Raw genomic sequence first — 20,845 nt, 5'->3', positions numbered from 1 at the left:
AAATGAAGCTTAAAAAAACGAAAATGGTTTGTACCCTGGGACCAGCATCCAATACCCAGGAGATTATGGAAGAACTCATTGCCAATGGCATGAACGTGGCGCGCCTGAATTTTTCCCATGGCAGTCATGAAGAGCATGCGGGGCGGATTGCTATGTTAAAGGCAGCACGGGAAGCACAGAATATCCCCGTAGCCATTATGTTAGATACCAAGGGGCCGGAAATCCGGACCGGGGATTTAAAGGACGGAAAAGTGACTCTGGAGGAAGGAAATACCATTATCCTTACCACGGAAACTATTTCTGGGGACGCCAAGCGTGTCAGCATCAGCTATGCGGGCCTGCCCGAGGATTTGGTGCCTGGAAATATCATTCTTTTAGACGATGGTCTTATTGCCCTGACGGTTGAAAAGATTGAGGGAACAGAAATCACCTGTCGTATCGATAATGGCGGGGTCCTGGGATCTAAAAAAAGTGCGAATGTCCCCAATGTTTCCATTAATTTACCGGGTTTGACCGCTAAGGATGAAGGCGATCTTCTCTTTGGAATCGGCCAGGGCATTGATTTTGTAGCGGCTTCCTTCGTACGGAAACCCCAGGATGTTATTGCAATCCGTAAGGTGTTGGATAATAATGGCGGTGGCGATGTACAGATTATTTCTAAAATTGAAAACCGCGAAGGGGTCGAAAAAATTGACCGGATTCTGGCAGTGTCCGATGGGATCATGGTTGCCCGCGGGGATTTAGGTGTAGAAATCCCGGCAGAAGAGGTGCCCCTGGTTCAGAAGAGTATCATTCGTAAATGTAATCTTCTGGGCAAGCCGGTTATCACCGCTACCCAGATGCTGGATTCCATGATCCGCAATCCCAGACCGACCCGTGCGGAAGTTGGGGATGTGGCCAATGCGGTGTTCGATGGAACAGATGCGGTTATGCTTTCCGGCGAAACCGCTGCTGGGGATTACCCTGTTCAGACCGTTAAAACCATGGCCAGCATTGTCGAGCGTATTGAATCCTCTGATGAATATCGTAATCGCCGTAAGCCGGATCACGGTGAGCTCACGGTGACCAATGCCGTGGGGGAAGCTGTCGTTCAGATTGCTGCAAATATGGGAGCGGCAGCCATAATTGCGGCATCCTCCTCCGGACACACCCCACGGATGTTGTCTAAATATCGTCCTGAATGTGATATTCTAGGGGTGAGCAACAAAATGAGTACTGTTCGCCGACTGTGTTTAAGTTGGGGTGTGTTCTGTTTATATACTCCCGAATTTAAGGATACGGATTCCATGGTGATGGACTGTGTTGATGCCGCTGAAAAAATGGGATGTGTCAAAACCGGTGATCTCGTTGTCGTAGCAGCTGGGGTGCCCTTGGGCGTCCAGGGTAACACCAATATGATTAAGGTCCATACCGTTGGAAATGCGGTGATGAGCGGCGTCGGTATCGGGGATAAGCCAGTGACTGGTTTTGCTAAGTTGATTACCAGTGATAATACTGAGGATTTCAACGAAGGCGATATTTTGGTGGTTAAATCTGTCACACCGGATGTGTTCTGTGTTCTGGAAAAAGCAGCAGCCATTATCACAGAGGAAACGGGGTTAGAGTCGGAAGCTGCCCATGTGTCTAAACAATACGATATTCCCGTAATTTTGGATGTTCATAAGGCCCGGGAGGTTCTTAAGCATGGTAAAATTATTTCTGTCGATCCTGTCAATGGGATGGTGTATCAGGGCCGTGTTCGTTTAAGATAAGTCTAAGAAAATTTTAAAATTATTGAAATTTCAAAAAAAGTTTGCAATATTTTAGAATAGGTGTATAATACTTACTACAAAAAAGTTTTAAATTATTCAAGATACAATAATGTATTTTAGTTTAATACTGAGAGAAAATAAAAATATCGGGCGAAGACTCGATATTTTTATTTTTATCCCCCACAATCATGGGCAGCATTATTCTAAAGCCAATGCTTTGTTGTATCTTTTTTTGTTGCCCGTGTTTCGGATATTATTCAAATCTCATTATTGGAGGCGTTTTATGGAAAAAACACGGAAGTATGACAGTGTAAAAGATTTTCTTCAGAAGAAGGATATCGAGTTTTCAGTACAGCGGTATTTAATCGATGCTCTGAAGTACATGGCCTTTGGACTTTTTGGAACTTTGCTAATGGGGAGCATCCTCAATCAGATTGGTGTACTGACCGGGATGACCTTTCTCACTGAAACCATTTGGCCAGCGGCTAAGGTCATGACAGGGCCAGCCATCGCTGTGGCGGTGGCCTGGGCTTTAAATGCCCCGCCGCTTGTGATCTTCTCGGTTACGGTGGGCGGCTATGTGGGGAATGAATTAGGGGGACCAGCTGGCTCCCTCATCGCGGCTTTAATTGCAACGGAATGCGGGAAGGCGGTTTCAGGAGAAACGAAAATTGATATCCTGGTGACACCCTTCGTCACTGTGCTGGTGGGCGCTGGGATGGCAACTTTAGTGGGGCCGCCCATTGGTGGGTTTATGACCTTCCTGGGTGAGCTGATTATGTGGGCAACGGAACAGCAGCCCATCATTATGGGGATCGTCATTTCGGTCGTCGTCGGTATTGTCCTTACTCTTCCCATTTCCAGTGCAGCGCTGTGCATTATGCTCAATTTATCAGGCTTGGCAGCGGGGGCGGCGACGGTAGGTTGCTGCTGCCAGATGGTCGGCTTTGCCATTCAAAGCTACCGGGATAATGGTGTGGGTGGCCTGGCGGCCCAGGGAATTGGGACCTCTATGATTCAGGTCCCCAATATTGTTAAAAACTGGAAAATCTGGATTCCGCCAACCATTGCTTCAGCTATTTTAGGACCCCTGGCGACCACTCTTTTTCAAATGAAGAATACACCGGTAGCCGCGGGAATGGGAACCTGTGGCTTTGTGGGTCAGATTGGGACGGCCATGGCCATGGGCCAGGCTGGTGATTCCGTTATGCAGATCGTCCTTTCCATTGGGCTCCTTCAAATCCTGCTTCCTGCTGTGGTGACCTATGGCATTTATCGGCTGTGTCATCGTGCGGGATGGATTAAGGATGGGGATATGGCCCTGAATTTGTAAAGGAACGTCGACTTAAAGTGGTAGAGACACGCCGGGTTTTGAGGTATAATGATGTCAGTAAAGGAGTTTGACATGATGAAACGAGAAACCCGGCGGCGATTTTTTTTCGCCCTTTTATTCATAACTTATCTGGTCATTTTGGTGACCATTACCCTGTTGCCTGACGGTGATGTGGGCTATGAGCCCGGGAACAACCTGGTTCCCGGGACCAGCATTGACGACTATATTTACGATGTTTATCACAACGGGATACTGAATACCGACTATATTCGGTCTGGGGAGACGGATGGGGTGGCGACTCTCTATCATTATTTAACCTATCCCGCCCGAAACCTCTTTGGAAACATTCTCCTTTTCGTGCCCCTGGGGCTGCTTTATCCACTGTGCCGAAAGAATAAAACTGGATGGATTCAGATTATGGCGGTGGTGTTGGGGAGTACAATTCTCATTGAAATTCTGCAGCATTTCTTTTTATCCAGCCGAAGTGCCGATGTGGATGACATTATCCTGAATTTTATCGGTGGGATGTTGGGTTATTTCTTATATAAGTGGGTGGAATAAATGGCAAAAATTAAAAAACGGTTCGTCTGTCAGAATTGCGGTTACGCCACGCCCAAGTGGATGGGAAAATGCACCGAGTGCGGTGAGTGGAATTCCTTCGTCGAGGAAGTGGAAATGCCGGCACCCACAGCAGTGGGGAAGAACCAGAATCTGGAGCGGGGCGTTTACGCCAAGCCCGTACGCTTAAAGGATATCTCCACCCAAAAGGAGGACCGCTATAAAACCAATAATAGTGAGCTGGATCGGGTGTTGGGGGGCGGTATCGTCCCTGGTGGCCTGATTCTTTTAGGCGGGGATCCGGGTATCGGAAAATCAACTCTGCTCCTTCAAACTACGGAGAATTTTGGAAATCAGGGATTGAAGGTCCTCTATATTTCCGGGGAGGAATCCGAGCAGCAACTTAAGATGCGGGCGGTTCGGATGAAGGTATCTTCGGACAATGTCTATTTTCTTTCGGAAATTAATATCCCCTATATTACCGACCTTATTATCAAAACTCAGCCGGATTTAGTCATTATTGACTCCATCCAGACCATGTACAGCCCCAATATTACCTCTGCTCCGGGGAGTGTCAGCCAGATTCGGGAGAACGCCAACGCCCTGATGCAAATTGCAAAAAAGGATGGCATCGCCATGATTTTGGTGGGCCATGTTACCAAGGAAGGCAATATTGCAGGGCCCCGAGTGTTGGAGCACATGGTGGATACGGTGCTGTATTTTGAAGGCGAGAAATACCACAGCTACCGGATGCTTCGTGGAGTGAAAAATCGCTTTGGTTCTACCAATGAAATTGGCATTTTTGAAATGACCCAGGAGGGCTTGGCCGAGGTTAAAAATCCCTCGGAGATGATGCTTTTAAGCCGTCCTAAAAATACGTGTGGATCGGTGGTGGTTCCCAGTATTGAAGGGACCAGGCCCATTCTCATCGAACTCCAGGGACTGGTCTCCCAGACGAGCTTTTCTACTGCTAGACGGATGGCCACAGGAATGGACTATAACCGGATGGTCCTGCTCATTGCCATCATGGAAAAACGGCTGGATATCCAGCTTCAGGGGTTAGATGCCTACATTAATGTGGTTGGTGGGATGAAGGTGGATGAACCAGCCTTAGACCTGGCGGTGGTCTGCGTTTTATACTCCAGCTTTCGGAATTTTGAGATCCCTGCGGATCTCATGGTTCTGGGAGAGGTGGGACTGACGGGAGAAGTGCGTAATATCCAGCAGGTGGAAAAACGAATCATCGAGGGTGGGAAATTGGGCTTTAAACGCTGCATTCTCCCCCGGGGAAATTGTAAGGGAATGGACGACATGGGGGTTGAACTGATGCCGGTTACTAACATTTCTCAGGCATTAAATCTACTTAAAAAGTAGGTAAATTTTAGATTTAATCCATGCCAAAAGGCAAGAATTTATCCTTTCCACCCGGGGCATTCAAAGCTATAATGTAACTATCCTGAAGTGTGCGTTACACCTTTGGTTTTGAACCTACACTTATACTTTGGGAGTCCGGATGTCCTCCATTCGATGTCATGCCGCCTTTGAGTGGAAGACAGAAAACTGGAGGCAGGGCACCCACCTAGCTTCTGCTAGGCGTCAAAAAGAAGGGAACGGCACGTTCGGGATTATAAAGAGATCTCATCCATGACTTTGGGTGAGATCTCTTTATATTTTGCGGAACGAGTGATCCTTTTAATTTTCATAAAAAAGAGAGTGGTTTCTTAAATTAAAGTCGGGCTGCATTTTTTTGTTGAGAATTATGATTCATCCAGATATAATATTTATATACGTCATTAGAAAGTAGCATTAAATGTATAAAGAAGGGGATTTACATCATGCATACATTTCGAAAGGGTTGGAAATATCCTTTTGTTTTTTTTCTTTTTCTCAGCTTTGCCATACCCATCAGCGTAAGGGCCGAAGCGAGGCCGTCAACTGAACAACGGGTTCTTTTTTTAAGTTCTTACGGCTATACCTGGGAAAGCATACCGGATCAGTTAGATGGCATTACAGCGGCGTTAAAGGACGAATGTTATATTGAAGTATTATTTATGAATACTAAAACCATTGATATTGCGACCTCAGAAGCCCAGACAGCGATGCAGCTTGATACGCTATTGTCGGGAGGAGAATCCTTTGATGCCGTTATTCTTGGGGATGATGCTGCCGTGGATTTCGCCATGTCCCGAAGGGAACGGTATTTTAAAGGGACGCCGCTCATTTTTTTGGGTATTAATAGCAATGATAAGGCAATGGCAATAGGAGAGGATCCACTGATCACTGGGGTATTAGAGAATTTTAACTACAAATCGACCCTGGAATTCGCCCAAAGCCTTTATCCTGAGGCTAAAAAGGTGATCGCCATTAGTGATGACAGCGTATCAGGAAAAGGCTCTTTGGAGCAGTATTATGAAATTGCCCGCTTTTTTCCAGAGCTGGATTTTACGGATGTGGATTGTTCGGCGATGACAAAGGAAGCGATCCAGGAAAGGGTGGCTGAAGCCGACGATGATGATATTCTTCTGTATTTGATGTTTACCAACGACGGCACTGGGGAGAATGTGACTCTGGATGAAAGTGTTTCTCTGTTAACAGAGGTTGCTCGCGTCCCGATTTTTAAAGCGGACGAACTTGGTATTGAATATGGACTGCTTGGTGGGCGATGTATTACCTATGAGGATATGGGACGGATGGCGGGGGAACTGACAAAGAAGGTCTTAGATGGCAAGTCACCAGTAAATTTACCAGTGGTATCTACCCCGGATCATTACTATGTTAATCAGGAGGCTGCGCAATACTATCATATCAATATGTCAAAAGTTCCCCGTGATGCCATTATTATCAATCCCACCAATAATTTCTGGCGGCAAAATCAGGTGGTCCTCATTCCAGCATTGCTGGTTGTCCTGGCGTTACTTCTGATTATTGTCGCTATTTTGCACAATCAGCGCCGCCAGAAGGCTTTTACCACAGAACTTAAAGCCAAAACTAAGGCACTTGAAACAATGGTCCTTTACGATGATTTAACAGGGATTTACAATCGAAGGGGATTTTATCAAAAGGCGGAACAGCTTTTAGCAGAGGATACGGAGCATGAGTATTTAATTGTATATTGGAATTTCTGTAATTTTAAAGTGATTAACGAGCTGTTTGGATCAGAGATCGGGGATGAGATCCTTTGCGAATTTGCTAAGGAGCTTAAAGCCCATGCTGAGGATAAAATGGTATATGGCCGTTTACAGGCTGATAATTTTGTGGCTATTGGACGGTGTTGTGATATTGTGATCGAGCACCTGATTAACCAGTGTTCCAAAACCTATGACGGGGTGACACCGTCCTACCATTATACCCTCCAATTTGGTTTGTACTACATTACGGATCGGAAATTGTCCATTAATGCGATGTGCGATCGGGCACAAATGGTTACCCAGAAGGGCATTCCATCAAAACTACAGCAATCCTACGCTGTTTTCGATGAATCCTTATCGGATAGCCTGGTGATGGAGCAGCTGCTTATTAGTGAAATGGAATTAGCCTTGTCTAAGCGGCAATTCCAGGTGTACTATCAACCAGTCTATAATGCGGTGGATAAAACGCTCCATGGTGCTGAGGCCCTGGTACGATGGATTCATCCTGAGCGGGGAATTATTTCTCCGGGTCTCTTTATTCCATTGTTTGAAGAGCACGGCCTCATTACACAGCTGGATAATTATGTGGGAGAGATTGTGACGGCTTTTCAGTTCAATCGAATGGCCGAGGGCAAAAAGCTAATCCCCATTTCAGTCAATCAGTCCCGGGCAAATTTTTTGCGTAGTCGTTTCGATCAAACGATTATGGAGACGATCACTAGCTGTGGCGTACCGGTGGGCTGTATCTCCATAGAGATTACGGAGTCGGCCTTTATGGATAACGAGGAGGACTTGATTCTTTGTGCTGCCCGGCTTCGGGAGGCCGGAATCCGGGTGCTTATGGATGATTTTGGCAGCGGGTATTCCAGCTTTAACACCCTCCAGCGCCTGCCGGTGGATATTATTAAGATTGATATGAAATTTTTAGAAGGCTTCGGGACAACGCCAAACTCCCGGGTGGTTCTATCGTCCATCATTGAGATGGCCAAGGGGATGGGGTTAAAGATTGTGGCTGAAGGGGTTGAGGATGAGGAGCAGTTTAAATTTTTGAGGGATGAGGGCTGTGATTATATTCAGGGCTACTATTTCAGCCGCCCTATTCCCCCAGAGGACTTTATCCGACTGTTGGACGATGAAGGGATTTAAGCCACCTGCGGGTGGCTCAAAGCGTAGACAAAGTGCCTTAGCGCGGTCAGGGAGAGGATAAAAAAGATTCACCCCGGACCCCAAGCGCTGATGAACAAAGGGAAAGCCTTCAGTCGTCAGTGCGCAAAACCTTCGGTTTTGATAAGGTTTAGGGCGTGTTGGCTTTCTTAATTTGATGAAAGCCCAAAATGCCAGCCCGCAGGGGCGCCGGGGTTCTCGTATTTTTATCATCACCCTTCCCTGGGTTTGTCGACAGTCTGAGCCACCTGCGGGTGGCTTTTTCCATGGGATTGCAGTTGAAAAGGGGGAAGGGAATTGGTACAATAAAACAATTGAGATTAAATGGAGGCCGATGTTGTTTGAATATATAAAAGGAACCCTGGAGGATCAGTCCGCAGACTATGTGGTGGTGGATAATAATGGTATTGGGTATCGAGTCAGTGTATCGCTGAATACCCTGACTGAGCTGCCAGCTTTGCATCAGGAGCTGTGCTTGCTGTTGCATCCTGTATATCGGGAGGATGATATTGCCTTGTATGGCTTTATCACCCATGAGGAGCGGGATTTATTCCGGACTCTTATTGGCGTCAGTGGCGTGGGGCCGAAGGTTGCCATGGGGATGCTCTCCCAATTTGTGGGAGATGAACTCATCCGATATATCTTGAATGCTGATGCTAAGGCCATTGCTAAGGCACCGGGGATCGGAAAGAAAACCGCCGAACGGGTTATTCTGGAATTAAAGGATAAATATAAAAATTACGAGCCCCATTCAGACGTAGAAATGGATGGTGGAGCGGTGGAAAGCCTGCGGCTGACAGATAATCTATTTAACGAAGCGGTCAATGGTCTGCTGGGCTTGGGCTTTGCCTACTCTGAAGCATCGGACTTAGTGGAGCGGGTCATTACTCCGGATATGGCCATTGAAGAAATTCTCCAAAAAGCACTGATGTCAGCCAATACCAGAAATTAGAAAAGGACAGCCATGAAAGATCGAATTGTCACAACAAAATTTACAGAGCCAGATATTGAGATTGAAGGGAGCCTTCGACCAGAATGCCTATCGGATTATATCGGTCAGAAAAAGGTAAAACGGCAGATGGCCATATTCATCCAGGCGGCTAAAAACAGGGGAGAATCCCTGGATCATGTGCTGTTGTACGGGCCGCCGGGATTGGGGAAAACGACCTTAGCGAATATCATTGCCAAGGAAATGGGCACCAATATCAAAACCACTTCTGGCCCTGCCATTGAAAAGCCCGGGGATTTGGCTTCAATTTTAACCTCCCTTAAAGAAGGCGATGTACTCTTTATCGATGAAATCCATCGGATTCAACGGACAGTGGAAGAGGTGCTGTATCCTGCGATGGAGGATTTTGCCCTGGATATTATCATTGGAAAAGGCCCTGGGGCAAAGTCTGTCCGTTTGGAGCTGCCCCATTTTACATTGGTGGGTGCGACAACCCGGGCAGGCCTTCTAACAGCACCCCTTCGGGATCGTTTTGGGGTGGTTCAGCGTCTGGAGCTCTATAATAAGACCGATTTGAGCACCATCGTGAAACGAAGTGCTCATATTTTGAACATTGCGCTGGATGACGGTGGTGCCGAAGAGCTGGCGATGCGTTCCCGGGGAACCCCCCGGATTGCCAATCGCTTGCTGAAACGGGTTCGGGATTATGCAGAGATTGAGGGCCAGGGTACCATCAATGGGGAATTGGCTGGCGCAGCCCTGGAGCTCTTTGAAGTGGATGCCGTGGGCCTGGATGAAATTGACCGGATCATGCTGACCACCATCATTGAAAAATTTGACGGAGGTCCTGTGGGAATTGATACCCTGGCAGCCTCCATTGGAGAAGAGCGGGGGACCATCGAAGAAGTCTACGAGCCCTATCTGATGCAGCTGGGCTTTTTAGCACGGACTCCAAGGGGACGGGTGATTACCAGCGGCGGTTATCGCCATCTGGGGTTAACACCGGCTCTGACGGCCGAGCAAATGGCCCTGCAGTTGCCAGAGGAGGATTAAAATGACGACGACACTATCGACGGCTGATTTTTATTACGATTTGCCAGAGACCAGCATTGCCCAAACCCCCCTTTCGAAGCGGGATACCTCGAAGCTGCTGGCCATTGACCGGACCACCGGGGAGATGGCTGATCGCCATTTCCACGATATTTTGGAATACCTAAAACCCGGGGATCTGCTGGTCATGAATGATACCAAGGTTTTACCCGCCCGAATTTACGGACAGCGCAAGGAAACCGGGGGAAAGGTGGAGCTCCTCCTCCTTAAACGGTTAGACGATCATCGCTGGGAGACCATGGTTAAGCCCGGCAAAAAGGCCAAACCTGGAACAGAGCTGGTCTTTGGCAAGGGATTAACGGGAACCATTGAAGAAACTATCCCTGGTGGACTGCGAATCATCCGCTTTGAGTATCAGGGTGTTTTTGAAGAGATCCTCTCCGAAATCGGTACGATGCCCCTGCCACCTTATATTCACGAAACCCTCAAGGATCAGAGCCGGTATCAGACCGTCTATGCTGAACACGATGGCTCTGCCGCTGCGCCAACGGCTGGGCTGCATTTTACCCCAGAGCTTTTAAAGGAAATTGAAGATCGGGGGGTGGGCATTGCCTGGGTAACCCTCCACGTGGGGATTGGCACCTTTCGTCCTGTAAAGGTGGAGAATCTCCTTGAACATCAGATGCATTCTGAGCGCTATGTCTTACCCGAAGAAACGGCCCGGGCCATTGCAAAAACAAAAGAAGGGGGAGGCCGGGTCATTGCAGTGGGAACGACCTCCGTGCGAACCCTGGAAAGCGTGGCCAGCCGCCATGATGGACACGTCGTCTGTGACGCGGGAACCACGGATATTTTCATTTACCCGGGTTATCAGTGGCAGGTGGTGGATGCTCTGATTACGAATTTTCATTTGCCGGAATCCACATTGCTGATGCTCGTTTCCTCTTTTTATAATCGGGAAAAGATACTGGAAGCCTACCGCCATGCAGTGGCGGCGGATTACCGCTTCTTCAGCTTTGGGGATGCGATGTTTTTATATTAAAGGGAAGAGGTGTTGGATTGTTTAAATATGAATTGATTAAGGAAGAGAAGGATACTGGGGCACGCCTGGGACGGATTACAACGGACCATGGCGTGATTGAGACCCCTATTTTTATGCCGGTGGGAACCCAGGCAACGGTGAAATCCATGGATGTCCACGATTTGGAAACCATGGGTGCCCAAATTATTCTGGGCAATACTTATCATCTTTATCTGCGTCCAGGCCAGGAGATCATGGAGAAGGCCGGGGGACTCCATTCTTTTATGAATTGGCAGCATCCCATTTTAACGGATAGCGGGGGCTTCCAGGTTTTCTCCCTGGGGGATTTGCGGAAGATTACGGAGGAGGGGGTCCATTTTGTGTCCCATTTGGATGGGTCCCGGCATTTTATGTCTCCGGAGAAATCCATTGAGATGCAAAACAGTATCGGAGCGGATATTATCATGTGCTTTGATGAATGCGCCCCGGCGGATGCCGATTATGACTATACCAAAAAATCTCTGGAGATGACCAGCCGATGGGCGGCCAGGTGTAAGGCGGCCCACAAACGTCCGGATGAACAGGCTCTTTTCGGCATTGTCCAGGGGGGGATGTTTAAAGACCTGCGGGCTCAAAGTGCCCGGGAAATTACGGCAATTGACTTTCCAGGGTATTCCATTGGTGGTCTGAGTGTTGGGGAATCCAAGTCGGTTATGTACGAGATGCTCTCCCATACCGTCCCCCTGCTTCCCAAGGATAAGCCCCACTACCTGATGGGGGTGGGTTCGGTGGATGCCTTGTTTGAAGGGGTAATCCGGGGGATCGACATGTTTGACTGCGTTCTTCAAACCCGCATTGCCCGAAATGGGACCGCCATGACCTCCCAGGGTAAGGTAGTCGTCCGAAATGCCACCTATGCCGAGGATTTTAGCCCTCTGGACCCGGAATGTGACTGCTATGTGTGCCGGAACCATACCCGGGCATATTTACGGCACTTAATTAAATGCAATGAAATTTTAGGGGCAAGGCTGTTGACATATCATAATTTATACTTTACACTAAGAATAATGGAAAAAATCCGTGAAGCCATAAAAAATGATAGGTTGTTGGCACTAAAGGAAGAAATTTTCCAAAAATATGGAATCACAAGCTAGGAGAGTATTTATGAACACGAACACGTTACTGCAGTTCCTGCCGATCGTTATATTGGCAGTATTCGTTTATTTTGTGCTGATTCGCCCCCAGAGCAAACAGCAAAAACAAGTAAAAGATATGCTGGGGAGCATGAAGGTCGGCGATGAAGTCATGACTGCCGGTGGCTTTTATGGTATTGTCTTTGCCATTGACGACGAAAATGTCGTATTGGAAATGCTTCCAGATTTCAATAAGGCCATGATTCGTAAAGCCTCCATTGTCAAAGTCATTACAGCAGATGATGTGGAAGAGATTGAAGATGTGCCGGAAGAGCTGGATGAAGTGGCAGAAGTGACAGAAGATCCTAAGGTAGAGGATGCTGATTTTGAAGAAGTAAAAGACGAAGAAACCAAGGAGGACAAGTAAGATGAAACATGTAACAATTGTAAAAAAAGGGAATTTAGCTGACACTAAAAATAAGGGGTGTGGCGAATGTCAGACCTCCTGTCAATCCGCCTGCAAAACCTCTTGCACCGTTGGCAATCAGAAATGTAAAAACCAGAAATAATTGAAGAGTATGCTTAGAAAGCAGCAACGCAGTTGCTGCTTTTTTATGTCGTACGTTCTTTCACATGAAAGGATGGAAAGAGTAAATGATTCATAAGTTTTATTTGAATGGCTTGTATATCGTACTGGACGTGAACAGTGGCACCCTGCTGACTGTGGATGAAATGACCTACGATGTATTGGACCGCTACCGAAAAGAAAATAAAGAGACCATTATCAAGGGATTAAAGGAAAAATATTCTGAGGATGCCCTGGCAGAGGTTTTGGAAGAGCTGGATGCGTTAGTTGCCCAAAAGATGTTGTACACTGAAAATGATTATGATCCTGAAATTTATAAAAATCATGATTTAATCAAGGCATTGTGCCTCCATGTTACCCATGACTGCAATTTAAAATGTAATTATTGCTTTGCTTCCCAGGGAGACTTTAATGGTGAAAAATGCCTGATGTCCCTGGAGGTTGGTAAAAAAGCCATTGACTTCATTGTAGAAGCCTCCAAGGATCGGGTCAATTTGGAAGTGGATTTTTTCGGGGGAGAGCCCCTCATGAATTTAGAGGTGGTCAAGGACTTGGTGGACTATGCCAGAGGACTGGAAGAAGCCCATCATAAGCATTTCAACTTCACCATGACAACCAATGGCGTTTTATTAAATGATGACAATAGGCAGTGGTTGGACGATAATATGGACAATATTGTTCTAAGTCTGGATGGCCGGAAGGAAGTCAATGATCGGATGCGACGTACGGTCAACGATAAAGGCTCCTATGAGCTGATCGTTGACGATATTAAGAAAATGGCCACCATGCGGGAGGGAAAGAAGGATTACTACGTTCGGGGGACCTACACCAAGTATAACCTGGACTTTGCCAAGGACGTGGATTTTCTGGCACGGGAAGGCTTTGGGAGCATCTCTGTGGAGCCCGTGGTTACGGATGAAACCAAGCCCTATGCCCTGCTGGAAGAGGATTTGCCCGCTATTTTAGCGGAATACGATCAACTGGCCCTGGATTACCTGGATCGGGAAAAGCAGGGGCTTCATTACAATTTCTTCCATTTCAACGTGGAGCTGGATGGCGGCCCCTGTGTCTATAAACGCCTTTCTGGCTGCGGGGCTGGACGGGACTACGTGGCGGTTACACCAGAGGGGGATCTCTATCCCTGCCATCAGTTTGTGGGCAACACTGCCTTTAAAATGGGGTCCGTGGATATGGGGATTACGAACCCTCACATCAAAGAGGAATTTGCCAAGGCCAATCTGTTGGAAAAGGATGATTGCTCCCAGTGCTGGTGCCGATTTATTTGTGGCGGAGGTTGCCACGCCAATGCCTATAATTTTAATCATACGGTCATGAAGCCCTATCATGTGGCCTGCGAAATTGAGCGAAGACGAGTTGAAAATGCATTGATGATTGGCATAATCGAAGGGAAATAATCCTCAAAATACCGCAAAAAGCTTTGAGAAACTTAAGGAACAATCTTTTGAAAGCGTTGAACTATTGAAATAATTTCATTATAATGTATAATAAGTGCGTTATCTATTGAAGATGTACTTTTTCAATGCGTGACAATTATGAGCGGAAGCTGAAAGGAGATAATCATATGCTGTTCAATAAACAAATAGAAAGCACCGACGGTATTGTGTTTCATGAGAATGAAATGGACGCCCGTGCTAAAATTGCGAACAAAATGATTGATCGTGATTATCCAGTAGCAGAGATAGCCAAAATCACCGGTCTGTCCATCGATGAAGTTGAAAAGCTCAAATGACATAAATAACAGTAGCACAACTAAACCCCAGATTTCCGTCATCAGAAATCTGGGGTTTTTGACTGGAATCGGACACCTCTCTATTGTGATTTCACACAATAGACATGAAAAAGTTTGTCTCCCTGGACCATTGTAATAAGGATGGAATCGGATTACAATAGGGTTATTAATAAGAGGAGGTCATATTATGGCTGTATTTAAGACCAATGATGGTGTATCACTGTATTATGAGGTAAAAGGGGAGGGAAAGCCATTATTAATGCTGCCCGGCTGGACCTGTACCACTCGGTTCTTTGATCATAACAGCGATGTGCTGGCAAAGGATTGCCAGGTCATCCTCATGGATTTCCGGGGACACGGTGAGTCTGAAAAAACATTAACAAGCCACCGAATTGCCCGTTATGCCATGGATGTTAAAAACCTGCTGGATCATCTGGATGTTGAGGATGTCACGGTTTTGGGGTGGTCCATGGGGGCGGCTATCCTTTGGAGTTACCTGGAATTATTTGGTAAACATCGCGTCGGTAAACTAGTTTGTGTGGACCAGGCACCCCTCCAGTACACGGGGCCCGATTGGGTCTGGGGACAAAATGGCTGTTATGATGTGGAGATGTTCATTCGCACCTGCTGCGCCATTGAGTTTGCACCCCGGGAAAATGCAGAGGGTTTAGTTTTCGGATGCCTGAATCATGATCCCACTGTGGAAGAGGTCACCACTCTGGCGGATGAAATTTCCAAATGTCCCCCTAAGGTTCGTATCGAAATTATGCGGGACCATACCAATCTGGATTGGCGGGATTTTATTCCAAAAATCGATATCCCCACCCTGGTTTGTGTCGCCCGTAAGAGCAAGGTGTTCGATTGGCAGGGAAGTGCCTGGGTTGGAGAGAATATTCCAGGGGCAAAGACGGTTTTCTTTGAAAATTCCGGGCATATGCTTTTCTGGGAAGAGCCGGATAAATTTAATGCGACACTTCTGGAGTTTGTTAAGTCCTAGAGATCGGATTGCAGAGGGACGCCCTTCACGAGGGTTTCATCAGTTTAGAATGATCGGTATGGGTAAGGAAAAGCGCTGTGTCTGCCTCTTCCATTATAAAGGTGGAGGGGGTAGAAAAAGAAGGGAGGTTTCCAATGAAAATTGTATTGGCACCGGACTCTTATAAGGGGTCCTTATCTGCGGCAGAGGTTTGTCATATTCTGACCGAAGAAATCCATGGAGTCGATGGGAATATTGAGGTGGTCAGCATGCCGTTATCCGATGGGGGTGAAGGCTTGGTGGACTGTCTGGGTCAGGCTCTGGGGGGCGAGATCTTTCCCTGTCAGGTGCAGGATCCCATGGGTCGGCCTGTGACAGCACGGTATCTGATGACCTCTGAGGGTACGGCTATCATCGAAATGGCTGCGGCCTCTGGTTTGCCCTTATTAGCCCCGGAGGAATTAAATCCCATGGAAACGAGTTCCTATGGGACCGGTGAGTTAATTTTAGACGCATTAAAGCGGGGCTGCCGACAGATTATTATGGGAATTGGCGGGAGTGCAACCATTGATGGGGGCATGGGGATGGCCAGTGCTCTGGGCTTATGCTTTGTGGATGGTGAAGGGAACAGACTTAAAGGCTGTGGCGCTGATTTAATGCGTGTTATGGGGGTTGAGGGAAGCCTGCCGAAGGCCTTGTCGGAAGTCCCCATTACCATCGCCTGCGATGTGGATAATCCCCTTTGTGGGCCCCGGGGAGCAGCCGCTGTCTTTGGACCGCAGAAGGGGGCGGATCCGGAAATGATCGATTATCTGGACCGGGGGTTAGCCCATTTTAGCCAGATGATGGAAGGGCTGGTCCGAGAAGGACTACAGCAAGAAGAACTCCAGAGTATTAAAGGAATGGGGGCTGCTGGGGGGATCGCCCTGCCCCTTTACGCTCTGGAGGGGGCAGTTCTAAGAGGGGGACTGGATATTATTCTGGACGTTTTGGATTTTGATGGATGCATTGCAGGCAGCCAGTATATCATTACGGGGGAAGGACGAACGGATGCTCAAAGTGCCATGGGGAAGGTGGTTTCCGGGGTGGCCAGACGTGGCAAGGCCCAGGGAATACCCGTTATTGCCCTCTCTGGTGCTGTGGAGCCGGGGATTGAAGCCTTGTACGAGATTGGCCTTACGGCCGCCTTTGCAACCTGCACCAATACCCGGGAGCTTGAATGGCAGATGACCCATGCCGGGGATAATCTGCGTCGGGCGGCCAGAAATATCCTGAGCCTGATCATGGTGTAAAGAGGAATTGGGGGGGATATCTTGGATCAGCGAATTGCACAGAAAATAGCGGATGAGGTCATGAGCGGCCTGGGTTATAATATTAATGTCATGAACGCTGAGGGCGTAATCATCGGCAGTGGCAGCAAGGAGCGCCTGGGTAGCTTCCATGAAATTGCCCTGGAGGTCATTCGTTGTGGTCGGGTGTTGGAGGTAACAGCAGACCAGGCCAGTGCCCTCCAGGGAGTGAGAGCAGGGATTAATCTTCCGATTTTAGACAGCCGGAAGCAGGTTATCGGTGTGGTGGGCATCACCGGGGATCCGGAGTGTGTTCGAAATATTGGGAAGTTGGTTAAAATGAGTGCGGAACTGATCCTTAGTCAGGATGAGTCCATGCGTCGTTTTTATCAGCACATTAACGAGAAGGATTTTTTTATCACGGCATTGCTCAATGAAACGCCCCATATTTCAGAGGGTGAGATCATTGCCCTGGGGAAGCGGATGGCTTACGATATGGGTCTGGAACGCGTTGCCTGCGTTTTTTCTCCCCTGCCAACAGTGTCAGACGAGATATTTTTAAACCTCATTAAAAGCAGTGGAAGACATACCAAGCAGGATATTTCCCAAGTCCTTAAAGGTGGTGGTGTCCTTGTTTTTAAAACCATCACAGGGGTAGAACCCTGGACCATTGAGGGAGAGGTTCAGCGTTATTTAGACGGCATCAAAGACTGCTATAATGGGCAGTACCCGGACCCGATTAAGCTTTATGTAGGGAATCATTATCCGGGTATTACTGGGTACCGTCAATCCTTTGATGATGCACTAAGGCTTATGAAAATCCCTTTTATTTGCCCCAAAGAGGCGATTTACTTTACACACCGTGAATTGACGGCCGTTTTTTATGAATCCTTATCGCAAATCTATAAAGAAGAAGTATTAGATGCCTACCTTGGACGGATTAAAAAGGCATTTAATCATGGCATGGAGGATGCCATGATGACCATGGCTTATCTTCTGGAAAATGATAATATTCAAAAGACGGCGGAACAGCTTTTCGTCCATAAGAATACGGTCTTATTCCGTAAAAATAAGCTTTGTCAGGCCATGGGGCTTCATTTAAAAAATTCACCGAATCATATTATACTGATGCGCCTGCTTATTCACCATTATTTTAAAGGGCGCCAGGAAAAAGTGAAAAAGAAAGTAACCCCCAAACCTTGACACTTGGAAAGCCATTCAATATAATGAAAGTATCCCGGGTCTGTGGTTGAAAGTCGATGCCAGTCGCAGGCAAAACGATCCACGTAAGGCCACCCAAAATGTGGAGGCTGATCATAGTGCGGCCTAGATGTAAGTCCAGCCGAGCAATCGAGAGAAGGAGTTGTGATGTTGAACACAGAGCTAAACTTCCAGCTGGCGGGTGTGGGGGAAAAAACCAGGTCAGACGGGATGGGGCTGTTGCACTAAAAAGTGCGCAGCTCTTTTTTTGCGCTTGAACGAACAGAAAAAGAGAAGAAGGAAGGGAAACAAACCCGTGCTTTTTTTAAGGTAATATGCTATAATCAAAGCATAATCTGATGGAGAAAGCGTTGCCATCGGGGTAAGACCTTTTGAAAGGAGTATCTACTATGAAATTCACAATTTATGGCAAAAATATGCATGTATCAGAAGGTTTAAAAGAGGCGCTTAAAAAGAAGTTTGACAAATTTGACCGGTACTTCGGTCAAGACACTGAGGTGTATGCCACTTTTAGCAAAGAGCGGAATGACCAGATGTTAGAGGTCACCATTCCAATGGGCAGAACCATCCTCCGGGCTGAGGAACGGGGAGAAGATATGATGGGCGCCATTGAAGAAGTCGTGGATAAACTGGAGGGGCAGCTCAGAAAGCATAAAACAAAACTACAAAAACGTTATGCCAATGAACCAACAAAATTCAATTTTGATGAATTAGAGGTGGATGAAAGCTATGAACAGTCTGCGCCAAAGGTTGTTCGCACAAAAAAATTTGCTGTAAAGCCGATGTCTGTTGAGGAAGCCACCATGCAAATGGAACTTCTGGGCCATGATTTCTTTGTTTTCCTTAATGCGGAGACAGAGGATGTCAATGTCGTGTATATGCGTAAGGATGGAAACTTCGGCCTGATTGAGCCCATCGCATAAGCAGAATTTAGTTTAAGTTTACCTGAAATAATTTAAAATGACTGAAAACACCCGTTAAAATTCGCCTTTTAGCGGGTGTTTTGTTGACATGGACAGGCATTTGATTTAAAATTATTCTGATACATTAAGGAAACGAAATACTGAAAAATAGAGAGACGATGCAAATTTCATCTTCTTCTCTGAAGAATGGGGTAAATTATGTTCATCTTATTTGCAATCATTATCGGGCTGTTAATCGGATTCATCCGGGGTGGGAGGATCCAGGGCATTACGGCGAAGAAAATTTCATTGTGGCCATTGGGTCTAATTGGAGTGATCTTGCAGGTCGCGCTGCATCTTTATTATTACACCGGCGGTATTTCAGCCATTGACGCATTCTTGCCCATTATTAATTTTATCAGCTACATCCTCGTATTGATTATGTTCGTCTTCAACTTAGACGATTTTTGGACCATCCTTATTGCGGTGGGAACAACGGCAAACTTTGTTGTCATCTTCATCAATGGGGGGAAGATGCCCGTTGCCCAGAGTATTGTTGATGGGCTGTCCAGTGGTTTAGCAGGGACGATATCCCAGGGAATGAATGGCGTATATACTCTGATGGACCAAACCACCACGACCCTTTGGTTTCTGGGGGATTATCTTCGCATTCCGGCCCTTGGAACGGTCACTTCTTTGTATGGAGGGGCTTCCGGATTAAGTGTTGGGACCATCATTATTATGGTCGGCCTCATTGGCTGGGTCCAATACGCCATGAGTCGTGCCAAGGCTCCTGCGTCACCCTTTGAAAATGATTTGGAATTTGGGACGGATGATTATATCCTACCGCCATCACATAATAGAAATACAATAGGGGAAGATGAAATGGACGATCGCTTGTTTGGAACACAGGAATATGAAATGGATGATTTTTTCGCGGAAGATTCACCGGAATTATTTGAAGAAGAGACCTTTAATACCCGTGATATGTGGCAGGAAACGACACCCCTTTCCGGAAATGGATCCGATCTCTTTGAGGAAAGTGGGAACTTTGATGGGGCTTTAGAGGAAGAAGAGGATTTAACAGAAATCATACCCAAATTAACACCAGATATGATTGATGAAATCCGTCAAAGTGCTTTAGATGGCATTGGAAATCCCCAGGAGGCTTCAGAGGATTCAGATACCCGCGTTTTTACGGCTCTCAACCATTTAGGAAGTATTGATCACGAAGGGGTTAAGAAAGAAGAAAAAAGCGCCACATCGACAGGCTTTTTCACCCAGTCCTTCTATGCTGAAAAGCAAAAGGAGGAGGAAAATAAACCCATTATTCCACCCGGTGGTTTGGATGATGAATTAGAGCCTATTTTTGTCAAAACACCAGTGGGACAGCCGGTGAACTTTGAGATGGATGAACTGGAAGAGTCGGTAGCAAAGGAAATTCCAACGATTGAGGCTGCGTCGGATATCATAATCCAGGACGCACCAAAATGGAATCCAAGGGAAGTCCAACGCAGCACATACAGTAGTAGCAGTGGGCGAGGGGTTCGTAAGATGAATCCTTACTCAACATTGAATAACAGGGGAGATGAGCAAGTGAGTACTGGCAGATCTACAGAAGAAATGATGAACATTTGGCACCAGGTTGCTGAAGAAAACCAACAGCGAAAACGAAATCGTAAAAAGCCGGGAACTGAGCCCGCCACCGTGGGGAATGAAGAAGTTACCAGAGTTCAGGCAGAGCCAGAGCGAAAGAAGATGACCCGGGATGAAATGGCCCAGAAATGGGATAATGCTTCTCCGGATTGTGGGGAAGAAGCTGTGTCAACCAAGTTCCAGACCAATCGGATCGATACTCAGGCGGTGCGCCAGGTCGAAGCGCAGGTATCCGAGGAAAAAGTGAAATCCTCGGCAGACCAGGAGCGGGAACGCGCTGGATTTGAAAAGGTCGAAATCGAAATCGATGGCCGTAAAGTTGCATTTTGGCGTAAAAAGAAGCAATAATGAAGGAATGAAGGGACTGGAAAAGAAACA

General features: G+C 47.0%; 18 protein-coding genes and 1 other RNA gene. All 19 read left to right on the top strand.

Annotation, left to right across the window (positions count from 1 at the left end):
• Nucleotides 1-2: 2 nt before the first annotated feature.
• The 19 genes from pyk to BLU30_RS02665 all read left to right on the top strand — a co-directional run bounded on the left by pyk (nt 3) and on the right by BLU30_RS02665 (nt 20,815).
• Nucleotides 3-1,751 carry a pyruvate kinase gene (gene pyk / locus BLU30_RS02750; RefSeq protein ID WP_090243239.1) on the top strand — a complete coding sequence of 583 codons (1,749 nt, stop codon included), beginning with the start codon at nt 3-5 and terminating at the stop codon, nt 1,749-1,751.
• 283 nt (nt 1,752-2,034) lie between these two features.
• Nucleotides 2,035-3,084 carry a PTS sugar transporter subunit IIC gene (locus BLU30_RS02745; protein WP_090243237.1) on the top strand — a complete coding sequence of 350 codons (1,050 nt, stop codon included), beginning with the start codon at nt 2,035-2,037 and terminating at the stop codon, nt 3,082-3,084.
• A gap of 72 nt (nt 3,085-3,156) precedes the next feature.
• Nucleotides 3,157-3,645, top strand: coding sequence for a VanZ family protein (locus tag BLU30_RS02740; protein WP_242873485.1), 489 nt, complete (start codon nt 3,157-3,159; stop codon nt 3,643-3,645).
• Nucleotides 3,646-5,016, top strand: a complete 1,371-nt coding sequence (radA, locus tag BLU30_RS02735) for a DNA repair protein RadA (protein ID WP_090243235.1) — start codon at nt 3,646-3,648, stop codon at nt 5,014-5,016.
• A gap of 76 nt (nt 5,017-5,092) precedes the next feature.
• Nucleotides 5,093-5,272: non-coding RNA, 6S RNA (ssrS, locus tag BLU30_RS02730), on the top strand.
• Nucleotides 5,273-5,477: 205 nt separating this feature from the next.
• Nucleotides 5,478-7,916: an ABC transporter substrate binding protein gene (locus BLU30_RS02725; RefSeq protein WP_090243233.1), complete on the top strand. Its 2,439-nt coding sequence runs from the start codon at nt 5,478-5,480 to the stop codon at nt 7,914-7,916.
• A gap of 352 nt (nt 7,917-8,268) precedes the next feature.
• Entirely contained in the window at nt 8,269-8,886 is a 618-nt protein-coding gene (ruvA, locus tag BLU30_RS02720; protein ID WP_090243485.1) for a Holliday junction branch migration protein RuvA, read from the top strand.
• 12 nt (nt 8,887-8,898) lie between these two features.
• Nucleotides 8,899-9,936 carry a Holliday junction branch migration DNA helicase RuvB gene (gene ruvB / locus BLU30_RS02715; RefSeq protein WP_090243231.1) on the top strand — a complete coding sequence of 346 codons (1,038 nt, stop codon included), beginning with the start codon at nt 8,899-8,901 and terminating at the stop codon, nt 9,934-9,936.
• A 1-nt stretch (nt 9,937) separates the two neighbouring features.
• Nucleotides 9,938-10,975 (top strand): tRNA preQ1(34) S-adenosylmethionine ribosyltransferase-isomerase QueA, encoded by a 1,038-nt coding sequence (gene queA, locus BLU30_RS02710; protein ID WP_090243229.1) that lies wholly within the window; start codon nt 9,938-9,940, stop codon nt 10,973-10,975.
• A 17-nt stretch (nt 10,976-10,992) separates the two neighbouring features.
• Nucleotides 10,993-12,108, top strand: coding sequence for a tRNA guanosine(34) transglycosylase Tgt (gene tgt / locus BLU30_RS02705; RefSeq protein WP_090243228.1), 1,116 nt, complete (start codon nt 10,993-10,995; stop codon nt 12,106-12,108).
• 10 nt (nt 12,109-12,118) lie between these two features.
• A complete protein-coding gene (gene yajC, locus BLU30_RS02700) occupies nt 12,119-12,514 on the top strand; it encodes a preprotein translocase subunit YajC (protein ID WP_090243226.1) in 396 nt (131 codons plus the stop codon).
• Between the two features lies 1 nt (nt 12,515).
• A complete protein-coding gene (gene scfA, locus BLU30_RS02695) occupies nt 12,516-12,656 on the top strand; it encodes a six-cysteine ranthipeptide SCIFF (RefSeq protein WP_090243224.1) in 141 nt (46 codons plus the stop codon).
• A gap of 85 nt (nt 12,657-12,741) precedes the next feature.
• On the top strand, nt 12,742-14,088 hold the full coding sequence (gene scfB, locus BLU30_RS02690) for a thioether cross-link-forming SCIFF peptide maturase (protein WP_090243222.1): 1,347 nt from the start codon (nt 12,742-12,744) through the stop codon (nt 14,086-14,088).
• A 167-nt stretch (nt 14,089-14,255) separates the two neighbouring features.
• The gene (locus tag BLU30_RS14185; RefSeq protein WP_176770805.1) at nt 14,256-14,423 is read left to right on the top strand and encodes a hypothetical protein; all 168 of its coding nucleotides are present in this window, start codon (nt 14,256-14,258) and stop codon (nt 14,421-14,423) included.
• A gap of 187 nt (nt 14,424-14,610) precedes the next feature.
• Nucleotides 14,611-15,420, top strand: a complete 810-nt coding sequence (locus tag BLU30_RS02685; RefSeq protein ID WP_090243220.1) for an alpha/beta fold hydrolase — start codon at nt 14,611-14,613, stop codon at nt 15,418-15,420.
• A 134-nt stretch (nt 15,421-15,554) separates the two neighbouring features.
• Nucleotides 15,555-16,691, top strand: a complete 1,137-nt coding sequence (locus tag BLU30_RS02680; RefSeq protein WP_090243218.1) for a glycerate kinase — start codon at nt 15,555-15,557, stop codon at nt 16,689-16,691.
• Nucleotides 16,692-16,712: 21 nt separating this feature from the next.
• Nucleotides 16,713-17,891: a sugar diacid recognition domain-containing protein gene (locus BLU30_RS02675; RefSeq protein ID WP_090243216.1), complete on the top strand. Its 1,179-nt coding sequence runs from the start codon at nt 16,713-16,715 to the stop codon at nt 17,889-17,891.
• A 407-nt stretch (nt 17,892-18,298) separates the two neighbouring features.
• The gene (gene hpf, locus BLU30_RS02670; RefSeq protein ID WP_090243214.1) at nt 18,299-18,832 is read left to right on the top strand and encodes a ribosome hibernation-promoting factor, HPF/YfiA family; all 534 of its coding nucleotides are present in this window, start codon (nt 18,299-18,301) and stop codon (nt 18,830-18,832) included.
• Nucleotides 18,833-19,030: 198 nt separating this feature from the next.
• Nucleotides 19,031-20,815 carry a DUF5317 domain-containing protein gene (locus tag BLU30_RS02665; RefSeq protein ID WP_090243212.1) on the top strand — a complete coding sequence of 595 codons (1,785 nt, stop codon included), beginning with the start codon at nt 19,031-19,033 and terminating at the stop codon, nt 20,813-20,815.
• The last annotated feature ends 30 nt before the right edge of the window (nt 20,816-20,845 follow it).

It is taken from the genome of Eubacterium barkeri (genome assembly GCF_900107125.1).
In the GTDB taxonomy this organism is placed as follows: domain Bacteria; phylum Bacillota; class Clostridia; order Eubacteriales; family Eubacteriaceae; genus Eubacterium_O; species Eubacterium_O barkeri.
This window is presented reverse-complemented; position numbering and strand designations above follow the sequence as displayed.